General features: G+C 45.5%; 12 protein-coding genes and 1 riboswitch. Of the genes, 5 read left to right on the top strand and 7 right to left on the bottom strand.

The annotated features are described in order from the left end of the window. Positions 1–13: 13 nt before the first annotated feature. Positions 14–122: riboswitch (SAM riboswitch) on the bottom strand. 200 nt (positions 123–322) lie between these two features. Beyond that, a complete protein-coding gene (locus ACFO0S_RS02535) occupies positions 323–649 on the top strand; it encodes a PadR family transcriptional regulator (protein WP_378139836.1) in 327 nt (108 codons plus the stop codon). A gap of 2 nt (positions 650–651) precedes the next feature. Further along, positions 652–1,332 (top strand): DUF1129 family protein, encoded by a 681-nt coding sequence (locus tag ACFO0S_RS02530; protein WP_378139834.1) that lies wholly within the window; start codon positions 652–654, stop codon positions 1,330–1,332. 168 nt (positions 1,333–1,500) lie between these two features. Here the strand turns inward: ACFO0S_RS02530 and ACFO0S_RS02525 are convergent, their stop codons facing one another. The 4 genes from ACFO0S_RS02525 to ACFO0S_RS02510 all read right to left on the bottom strand — a co-directional run bounded on the left by ACFO0S_RS02525 (position 1,501) and on the right by ACFO0S_RS02510 (position 4,854). Beyond that, complete coding sequence (locus ACFO0S_RS02525) at positions 1,501–2,367, bottom strand: putative RNA methyltransferase (protein WP_378139832.1); 867 nt, start codon at positions 2,365–2,367, stop codon at positions 1,501–1,503. Further along, complete coding sequence (locus ACFO0S_RS02520) at positions 2,357–3,301, bottom strand: alpha/beta hydrolase (protein WP_378139829.1); 945 nt, start codon at positions 3,299–3,301, stop codon at positions 2,357–2,359. The genes ACFO0S_RS02525 and ACFO0S_RS02520 overlap by 11 nt, the downstream gene beginning before the upstream one ends. A gap of 69 nt (positions 3,302–3,370) precedes the next feature. Beyond that, positions 3,371–4,132 (bottom strand): ABC transporter permease, encoded by a 762-nt coding sequence (locus ACFO0S_RS02515; protein WP_378139828.1) that lies wholly within the window; start codon positions 4,130–4,132, stop codon positions 3,371–3,373. Continuing rightward, positions 4,129–4,854, bottom strand: a complete 726-nt coding sequence (locus tag ACFO0S_RS02510; protein ID WP_378139826.1) for an ABC transporter ATP-binding protein — start codon at positions 4,852–4,854, stop codon at positions 4,129–4,131. The genes ACFO0S_RS02515 and ACFO0S_RS02510 overlap by 4 nt, the downstream gene beginning before the upstream one ends. A 115-nt stretch (positions 4,855–4,969) precedes the next feature. Here ACFO0S_RS02510 and ACFO0S_RS02505 point away from each other — a divergent pair, with 115 nt between their 5' ends. From ACFO0S_RS02505 to ACFO0S_RS02495, 3 genes are all read left to right on the top strand, one after another. Further along, the gene (locus ACFO0S_RS02505; protein ID WP_378139824.1) at positions 4,970–5,737 is read left to right on the top strand and encodes an NRDE family protein; all 768 of its coding nucleotides are present in this window, start codon (positions 4,970–4,972) and stop codon (positions 5,735–5,737) included. A 120-nt stretch (positions 5,738–5,857) separates the two neighbouring features. Next, entirely contained in the window at positions 5,858–6,793 is a 936-nt protein-coding gene (locus ACFO0S_RS02500; RefSeq protein WP_378139822.1) for a carbohydrate kinase family protein, read from the top strand. Positions 6,794–7,112: 319 nt separating this feature from the next. Beyond that, a complete protein-coding gene (locus ACFO0S_RS02495) occupies positions 7,113–7,268 on the top strand; it encodes a hypothetical protein (RefSeq protein WP_378139820.1) in 156 nt (51 codons plus the stop codon). A gap of 338 nt (positions 7,269–7,606) precedes the next feature. Here the strand turns inward: ACFO0S_RS02495 and ACFO0S_RS02490 are convergent, their stop codons facing one another. Genes ACFO0S_RS02490 through ACFO0S_RS02480 form a run of 3 tightly spaced genes read right to left on the bottom strand, consistent with a single transcriptional unit; the run spans position 7,607 to position 9,539 of the window. After that, positions 7,607–8,134 carry a dihydrofolate reductase family protein gene (locus tag ACFO0S_RS02490; protein ID WP_378139818.1) on the bottom strand — a complete coding sequence of 176 codons (528 nt, stop codon included), beginning with the start codon at positions 8,132–8,134 and terminating at the stop codon, positions 7,607–7,609. Positions 8,135–8,167: 33 nt separating this feature from the next. Continuing rightward, complete coding sequence (locus ACFO0S_RS02485; protein WP_378139816.1) at positions 8,168–8,887, bottom strand: amino acid ABC transporter ATP-binding protein; 720 nt, start codon at positions 8,885–8,887, stop codon at positions 8,168–8,170. After that, positions 8,880–9,539 carry an amino acid ABC transporter permease gene (locus ACFO0S_RS02480; RefSeq protein WP_378139814.1) on the bottom strand — a complete coding sequence of 220 codons (660 nt, stop codon included), beginning with the start codon at positions 9,537–9,539 and terminating at the stop codon, positions 8,880–8,882. Before ACFO0S_RS02480 ends, ACFO0S_RS02485 begins: the two co-directional genes overlap by 8 nt. Positions 9,540–9,548 lie beyond the last annotated feature (9 nt).

The raw sequence follows: 9,548 nt of genomic DNA, 5'->3' as shown, positions 1-9,548 counted from the left end.
TGTTACTCTATCCCTCTTATCTTCCAGAGCTACCCGAGCTCTGCTGGAATTAGCACCATACTGTCATGCAGCTGGTTGCTGAGGTGTCGACGGGCCAGTCCCTCTACCTCTCGTGATAAGATGTTGCGTATGAAATTGCTCAGTGCATCAAAGCTTTTTATTACTTTAACGCACTGAAGGGAACGATGTCAACGACTGTTTTTGAGAATGTTGGTTGACATTGGTTTTTATTCTGTTTATAGTTAGGATAGCTACTTTGCATTACCGAGTAGTATTTCTTTTATTCAACTATCTTGCATTACAAACTAGCGAGGTGAATCAAGTGACTGTACGATCTCAGTTACTGAAGGGATTTCTTGATGGGTGCATCCTGGCAGTTATCGAGAAGCAGACGGTGTACGGCTATGAACTTTCCCGGAAGCTTCAATCTGCCGGTCTTCCAGATGTACCGGAAGGAACTATCTATCCTGTTCTCTTACGGCTTCAAAAGCAAGGATGGATCGTCAGTGAGATGCGTCCATCGGAATCAGGACCCAACCGGAAATATTATTCCATTACTCCAAGTGGTTTAGAAGCATTGACTCTCATTCGGAATGAATGGAAGCTGCTTTCTGTCCCACTTGAACATTTTTTGAAAGAGGAGGCGTAACTGTGGATACAAAAGAATTGATCAAACAGAACAACGAAAAACGCGAACTGCTTCATGAGCCGAATAAAGTATATTATGAGCAAGTTCTGATGTATATTCGGTCGAGATTGTCATTGTCAGAGCAGAAGACAGAAGAAATTCTGATGGATTTACTTGATCACATGCTTGAGGCACAGGCAAACGGAAAATCCGCCAAAGTCGTTTTTGGTGAGAATCCAAAAGCCTATGCGGATGACATCATCGAACAAATTCCGGACGAGGAAAAGCGCGATATGGTGAAGTTTTGGGGACGAATTGCGTTTCAGTTGACCGGCTACTATTTTATATGGCGTGGAATTGTCATGCTCATCCTTGCGCAGTTTACACCCGTCGATGATCGTCTTTACGTGATCCCGACCTTGATTCAAATGGCGTTAATTGCTGCGCTTGTCTATAGTGGAGTACGTTTAATTTTTGGTTGGATCAACAAAACGGCATTTGAAGAAGTAACAAAAAAAGGGCGGTTAAAAGAGGTTATTGTGGCGGGTACTTTAGGCGCTTTGGGATTTGGATTGATTGCAGGCGTCAACTGGTTACTGCCGACTATTGGTCCAGCAACATCCTTCCCACCCGCTTCTTCCATTGGTGTGGGAGCCATTTTCTTATTAATTTCTTGGATTTTAAAACGTACAGAATGGAAATAATCGATACAGACCTATTCTCGATGGAGGATAGGTCTTCTTTTTATAGGTCGAGCGGTTTATTCCTACAGAACCGGAATTTATCCTGACAAAAATGCCATTTGTCGTGACAAACTCGAAATTTATCCTGTCATAAATGCCATTTGTCGTGACAAACTCGATTATTGGAAACTATTTTTCCTTCACACGCCCAATAAGCACAGTCAAATCAATCGTCACCTCTGATTCCCCACGTTCAATAAATGCATCGACTTGATCAGCTGGTGCATTCCATGTCAGGGGGGTCATCGCAATCAAATCACGCCATTGTTTCTCGGTAAGGTTCTTCGTATAGGTCACTTGTGAAATTCCAACCACTTCTAGTTCAGAGGCAAAGCGTTCTCCCGCTTCTTCATTTTCAAACGTCTCTTTCTCCGTCCCTGCATAGAAGAAACTACGCAGTTCCTGAAGGTAGCGGGCATTTGGAATCACTTTGATAACATATCCACTTGGTGTAAGTACACGTCTAAACTCTGTGTGGTTGGCTGGGGACAGAATATTTAATACGATATCGATAGAATGGTCTTGAAGTGGGGACTTCGCTAAGTCTGCAACGAGCCATAGTACGTCCGCTCCATGATTCGTTGCAAGTTGCACGCCGTCTTTTGCAAGATCGATTCCGATACCGTGACTTCCAGGGAGCTGCCTGACAATCCCTGAAAGATGTGTGCCTTCCCCGCATCCCATATCAACAATCCGAAGAGAGGGCTCAGTCACTTCCTCGCGAATCCACTTCACGATTTCATCAATCAACGGCTCAAAAAACTTCGTTTCTTTTAGAAGCGTCTGCCTTGCTATGAACAGTTCTTTTGTATACCGGCTTTTCGTCACTGTTCCTGCCAAATGGAGATATCCTTGTTTGGCAACATCAATCGTGTGTCGGTGTGGACAAGTTGCCCCCGTCTCCGTCACTTCTAGAGCACTCTGACATATAGGGCAGCGAAGTGCCGTAATGACAGCCTCTAATTGCTCCACCGCTACTTGTCGTTTACTTTTCAACTGGAGGCACCGCCTCATCGAAAAACTGTTGGAACGCTTGAATCAATTCTGGATGGACCGGCTGCTCCGCAAAGTCTTTTTTATATTCCTTTTGAATGGCTAATAAGGAATGTGGCGTCGCACGGCGTCGCATAATGTGATTCATATCTGGAATCACGACAGCTTTCGTCCCCGTCATTTCAGCAAAAGCCACGGCCGACCCTTGTTGAACTTGGATGTCTCGACCGCCCTCAATAGCCATTGAATATTCCGGAATCGCATAGACATAGTCTTTCCAATCATACGTCAGCATCTCCCGATACCATTTTGCATTAAGCTGCGCCCCGCGGTAGCGAATCTTCACTTCGGTCGTGTTGCGCATTTTTGCGAGGACCTTTTGGTTCTGTTTCAATATCTTCTTTTCCACGTTAATTAGTCGCAACAGGAAGCCTTTGATGCCTTTCATCTGTTGAAATTCGTTCATTAATTCGTCGAGCTGGAAGGACAACAATTCATCCCCACGTCCAACAGTCCCACTAAAGAATACAAATCCATCTGCAGGTACTTGTGCTAAAATCGCAGGACCAATTAAGGCGCCTTCACTATGCCCGATAAGTGTCACCATCTGCACTTCCGGGCGGTCTTTGATTTTCCGAAGAGCTTCTACACCCACTGCAATATAATCACTCAGTCCTGCTTCGTAATAGTCTCCTTTACTTTTCCCTGTACCTGGTTTATCATAGCGGAACGTCGCAATGCCCAAGTCATGCAAAGCTTCTGCGAATGACAGGTAGAGGTTATTCTTCCACTTCGGAATGTTGCCGTCTCGGTCAACGGGCCCTGATCCCGAAACGAGGACGACCGCCTTCCCATAATATCCTTCAGGAACTTCCCACACCCCACTGATTTCATACGGTGTTCCCTCTACTTGAAATACGATTTCTTCACGCTTCATTTCTCATATCCCCCTTTTTGACTCTCTCTGGCACTAATTATTGTGTCATTAAAAAAGACGCTGTCAAGTTCATGAGCGTCCTGCTGGTTTAAGTAGTTGATAGCGTTCATTAAACAGTGTTGGATACGATAGAAACCCAAGCGCAATACTTGTAACTGCTGCCGTCGTTAAAATAAGAAAAACAATCAAGAGCTGGAACTGGACGGCTTGGATGGGGTCTGCCCCGGCAATGATCTGCCCACTCATCATGCCGGGCAGTTGAACAAGGCCCATCGTCTTTTGACTTTCAATCGTAGGGATCATGCTGGTTTTGATCGCTTGAATCAAACGTGAGTGAATCGCCTGCTTTGGCGTTCCGCCGAGTGACAGGATGAGTTCTATCTGATCTTCGTGACTTTCAATTTCCGCTGTAAAACGATTTAAAAATAAAATAGCGAGTACCATCGAGTTTCCGATGACCATACCACTGATTGGAATGACGTATTGTGCAGTAGCGGGCGTGATGTTAAACCCGATTAAAATGCCTTGGGTCAGTACTTCGACAAAAATCAGGGTGACAGCTACTTTCCACGTGATCCCAGGAATCGACTTTCCTTTTTTCCGGACATTTAAAGTAGCCGCTCCAATCATCAATGCGACCATCAACAAGATATAGACAAAACTATCCGATTCAAATACAAATTTTAAAATGTATCCAACCGCAATCAATTGAATAATCGAACGAACCGTAGCAATCAAGGTATCCTTTTCGAGATCAAGCCGCAATGTTTTGGAGAGGACGAGTGGAATTAATACAAAAATCAGAGTGAGCGCTAAAGTTCCGTACGTCATGACACCGACCCCTTAATGAAACGTTGCACCTGAGGATTAGTTGAGTGACTTAGTAGCTCGCTGGCGCCTTCTTCTACGAGTTTCCCGTCCATCATCACCCATGTGTAATGTCCGATACGCTCGGCTTGTTCTAAGTTATGTGTAATCCAGATTATGGTTGTCCCGTATGTTTGGTGTATATATTGAATCAGCTCTTCAATCTCTACACGGGAAGCCCGGTCAAGCGCTGAAGTGATTTCATCAAGTAACAAAATCGCAGGTTCCGTCAGTAATGTGCGTGCAATCGACACCTTCTGCCGTTGACCACCTGAGAGGTCCCGAATATCTCGTTGTAAATAGTTTGTATCTAAACCCACTTCCTGAATCATGCGATTCACTTTGTCGACGTCTACTTCTGCACCGTGAAGAGCATAAGGTAATGTTAAGTTTTCCTCCACGGTCCCACTGATCATCGGGGCGCTCTGTAAGGCAATCCCTGCTTGTTGCCTCAGCTCTGCAGGTTCCCATTCAGAAAGAGGTTTCCCGAGAATCGTGACCTCTCCTGAGTCTTGTGAGAGAAGTCCGTTACATAGTTTTAGTACAGTGGATTTTCCTGCACCGGAAGGGCCAATAATCGTTGTGATCCTCCCTTCTGGAAATTGACCTGTTAGGCCTTTCAAAACAAGTACCTCTCCCCGTTGAAGAGAGACGTTTTTCAGTTCTATAGCTGGCTGCTTACTCATTCAAACACGTCCTTTGCTTTCTTCTCTCTTTAGTCTAGTGAATCAGACACGAATACGCCACTAACTTACCCGTTCGTGATATAGTAAGAAAAAATCGTTTCAGGAGGAATTCGGCATGTGTCTTATCGCCTTTCATCTTCATGACCATCCCACGTATGCGTTCATCATGGCGGCCAATCGGGATGAATTTTATGACCGCCCCACTGCACCTGCCCGCTTTTGGGAAGAACATCCCGAGCTTCTTGCAGGAAAAGACTTTCATGCAGGGGGAACTTGGTTAGGCATATCTAAGACCGGACGAATTGCAGCCCTCACTAATTACCGCGATCCGCTGAGCGTCCAACAAGATCTGATTTCCCGTGGAGATATCGTCAAAGACTTCTTAACGAGCTCAGAGCCCCCTAAGGAGTTTATAGATAAACTCGAAGACCAAAAAATGTCCTATAACGGCTTCAATGTTCTTCTCGGCACACCGAAAGAGATGTATTACTACTCCAATATGAAATCTTCGGGGCACCTGATTCCGGAAGGGACACACGCTCTCAGCAACAAATTTTTAAATACACCTTGGCCAAAAGTGGACACGGCACGCACGCTTCTTAGTGAGTATGTCGATACGAATGATGAAGTAAACCATGAGATTCTCTTAGACTTCATGGTGAAGACGGATCAAGCGCAAGACCATCTTCTACCGGACACAGGGGTCGGACTAGATCTCGAACGAAAGCTATCGTCGATGTTCATCCACATGCCGAATTACGGAACACGATGCACGACGGTCATTACTATTACGCATGATGGACATGTGGAATTTTCAGAACGTAGCTATGAAGAAACGACCGTATCTTCTGAAGTTTCATACACTTTCCGAATCGACGGTTGATTATTTTACAAAGTTGTGAACCTTTGTCGAATCGTGGCGCTGAAACAAGCAGGAAGCCTTAAAATCCCTTCATTTTCTGATATACTAAACGGAAATGAATTTTCCAAGGAGCGTTTTGGTTTGTCTACTACCCGTTATGTGTTGAGTTATGGCGATTCGTTTGTTGATTATATTGCCAGAAACCATGAAAATACAGAGTTTGACCCTTACCTTGGTGGTGCAACTGTCAATGTGGCAGCAGGTGCAAGTCGTTTAGGCCTCCCGTCACGATTTATCACCATCACCGGAGATGACGAAGAGTCTGCCTTTGTTCGTGCCCAAATGGCAGAAGAAGGTGTGGATCTGCAGCATGCCCTTCAAGTCGCGGATAAACGCTGCACATCTGTCTATGTACATCTGACAGAGGAATCGGACCGCATCTTTGCGAAGTACTTGGACCCGACCCCTGAAATACAAGTACGACCAGATGATTTAGATCCGGAAGCGTTTGATAACGCCGTATCCTTTCATTTTTGCTCAGGCACGATGTTCCATCCCACTGCACTGGCTACGACCCGTAGAGCTGTGGAGCTCGCTCGAGACAAAGGTGTCCTGTTATCATTTGATGTTAATGTACGTCCTTTACGATGGGAAACAGAAGAGCGTTGCCGTCAGACGATCTGTGAATTTATGGGACTGTCCCATATGGTCAAGATGACGCGGGATGAAATGTTCTTCTTGATGAAGACAGAAGACATTGAAGAAGGAATAGAGCGCTTGCAACAGTACTCCATCCCTCTTGTCTTCTTGACGGATGGTGAAAACGGTACAATTTGTCTGGTGGACGGACAACAGATTCACGCTCCCGTTACCCCAGTCATTCCAGTGGATACAACAGGTGCAGGCGACGCATTCATCGCTGGCGTGTTATATCACGTTTACCATCACGGATTCCCTGAAACCCATGCTGATGTACTGGAGTGTGCCATGTTCGGAAATAAACTAGGTGCTCTATGTGCAACAAAGCAAGGTGCTTTAACAGCCATGCCTCGATTAGAGGAAATTGGAGTATTGTAATGAGAAGGACTAGCAGTTTTGTGATGAGAAGGACTAGAGCCTTCTCTTGATGGAAAATCTTATACAACTTGGTAAGATTCATATTCTACTTCAAAAAATAATAAAATAAAAGCAACGACCCATGACAAAATTCTTTGTCGTGGGTCGTTTTTTCATGTTAGATCTCGGTGAGAAACTCGTTTTTGATATTGTATAGGTGTTTTGATAAGCATTTTTGGAATCTCGTAAACACTTATTGTTTATTTTCGCTCACTCCGTCGTCAATATGTTGTACAGAATCCGCATATGAGGGCCACTGGTGCGAATAAGGGGGCAACTGGTGCGAATACATAAAGATCTGGTGCGATTAGAGCTCGGTGATCCAACAACATGCCTGGCTAGTGCGTTTATGGTGCGAACCAGTGTGAATAATCGACCGTCTGGTGCGTTTATCCTCTCATCTGGTGCGAATGTAAGAATCAATTCGTCCGTCTGACAAACCGAATAACCGACCGTGTCGCGGACCCACCCACCGCCCCACTCTCATTCCCACTCGGCAACCCACGGTCCGACCGTGTCACGAACCCACCCACCGTCCTACTCTCCTTCCTACTCGGCAACCCAGGGTCCGACCGTGTCGCGAACCCACCCACCGTCCCACTCTCATTCCCACTCGGCAACCCAGGGTCCGACCGTGTCAGCTGAATAATGAAAAAAAGAATAGGGCAGGACAGTGCATGATTTCAGCACCATCCCACCCTATTTTCTTATCTCATCATCTAGTAGAAAAGCATCGAGAGTAACTGAAGTAAACTCGTTCGAAAAGAACTGTCCTTATCTCCTTACTCTATAGGCGCTCTCTGCAAACTGCCCATGTGTTTTGACAGCAAGAAGCTCTAGTTTACATCCATACTCTCCTGGTGGGAATAATCGTATCCCCTCACCCAATAGAACCGGAGCTGTCGTGACAATTAACTCGTCGACAAGGCCAGCTTCTAGGAATTGACGGATCAATTCTCCTCCACCAATGACCCAGATATCCTTCCCTTTTTCCGCTAACGCACCTTTTGCCCAGTCGGCTACAGAGCCTGAAACGAGCTGAACGTTATCCGGAGTTTGAAAGGCTGTGTTTGTAAAGATGATCCCCTTTAGTTGGGAATACGGATACGCCCCATTTTCATGCGTCATCACCCAATCGTATGTCCGTCTTCCCATAACAACGGTATCGATCTCCGCCAAAAAGTCACTGTACCCATTGTCACCTTCTCCATCGACAGCAAACAGCCAATCCAGAGATTCCTCATTTGTCGCGATGTATCCATCCAGTGTCTGAGCAATAAAGAGTTTGATTTTACGTGTCATAAAGTCCCTCCTCTATAAGAGGAGTATACCCAATCACAGCACTTTTTCTAAGAAATCTTTCGCACGAACGGACTTGGGAGCCGTAAAGAATTCACTTGGTGCGCCTTCTTCTACGAGTTGTCCGTGGTCTAGGAAAATGATGCGGTCCGCAACTTCGCGGGCAAAGCCCATCTCGTGTGTCACAATTACCATCGTCATTCCGGTATGCGCCAGGTCTTTCATTACATTCAGTACTTCTTTAACCATTTCCGGGTCAAGGGCTGAAGTCGGCTCATCGAAGAGCATGACTTCCGGTTCCATCGCAAGTGCACGTGCAATCGCGACACGTTGCTTTTGTCCACCTGACAATTGAGAAGGATACGACGATTCCTTTTCACTCAAGCCGACTTGAGCAAGAAGCTTTCGCCCTTTCTCCTCCGCTTCTACCTTTGCCAACTTCTTGACTTGTATCGGTGCATACGTTAAATTCTCCAGAACCGTCATGTGTGGAAACAGATGAAAATGTTGAAATACCATGCCAATTTTCGCACGCACAGCCGACAAGTTCTTCGTCTTTGCGAGAGACTCCCCTTTATACGTGATGTCTCCAGCGGAAGGCTGCTCCAGTAAATTGATGCAGCGTAGCAACGTCGATTTTCCGGACCCTGAAGGCCCAATGACGGCCACGACTTCACCTGGCTGAATCGTTGTTGAGATGTCGGTCAACACCTGATTCGTCCCAAATCTTTTCGATACGGATTCAATATTAATCACCTTGTCTCAACCTCTTTTCAATCTTCCTACCAATGAGCGTTAACCCCATCACAAGAAGGTAATAGATCATCCCAACAAAGAGTAACGGTTCAAAGTTTCTGTAAATATCGGAACCGACCACTTGTGCCCGGCGCATCAAGTCCATGTAACTGATGGTCGAGACGAGAGCGGATTCTTTTGTCAGGGTAATAAATTCATTCATCAGTGCCGGTAAAATATTTTTCATCGCCTGCGGAAGGATCAAATCTTTCATCGCTGGCTTATATGGAATTCCTAGCGCCATCGCCGCTTCCATCTGCCCTTTATCTACTGCTTGAATTCCTGCTCGGATGATTTCCGAGATGTACGCCGCAGAGTTTAATCCAAAGGCTAAGACCCCTGCAAGGAATGTCGGAATATCATAGCCTGTCAGCTGAGGAACGGCAAAATAGATAATCATCAACTGTAAAATCAGAGGCGTTCCGCGGAAGATAGATGTATAGGCATCCGCTAAAAATCGTAAGACGCGGTTGTTCATAATCTTCACAAGGGCAAGTAATGTCCCTAAGATAAATCCAAAGATGAGTGCAACAATAACAAGTTGTAACGTGACCCATATTCCTTCGAGCATAAAAGGAATATAAGGCACGATTTGGCTAAAGTCCAAATTCATGCCTTACCA

Source organism: Chryseomicrobium palamuruense (assembly GCF_042649045.1).
In the GTDB taxonomy this organism is placed as follows: Bacteria; Bacillota; Bacilli; order Bacillales_A; family Planococcaceae; genus Chryseomicrobium; species Chryseomicrobium palamuruense.
The sequence above is the reverse complement of the archived record's forward strand: the minus strand, read 5'-3'. Positions and strand labels throughout refer to the sequence as shown.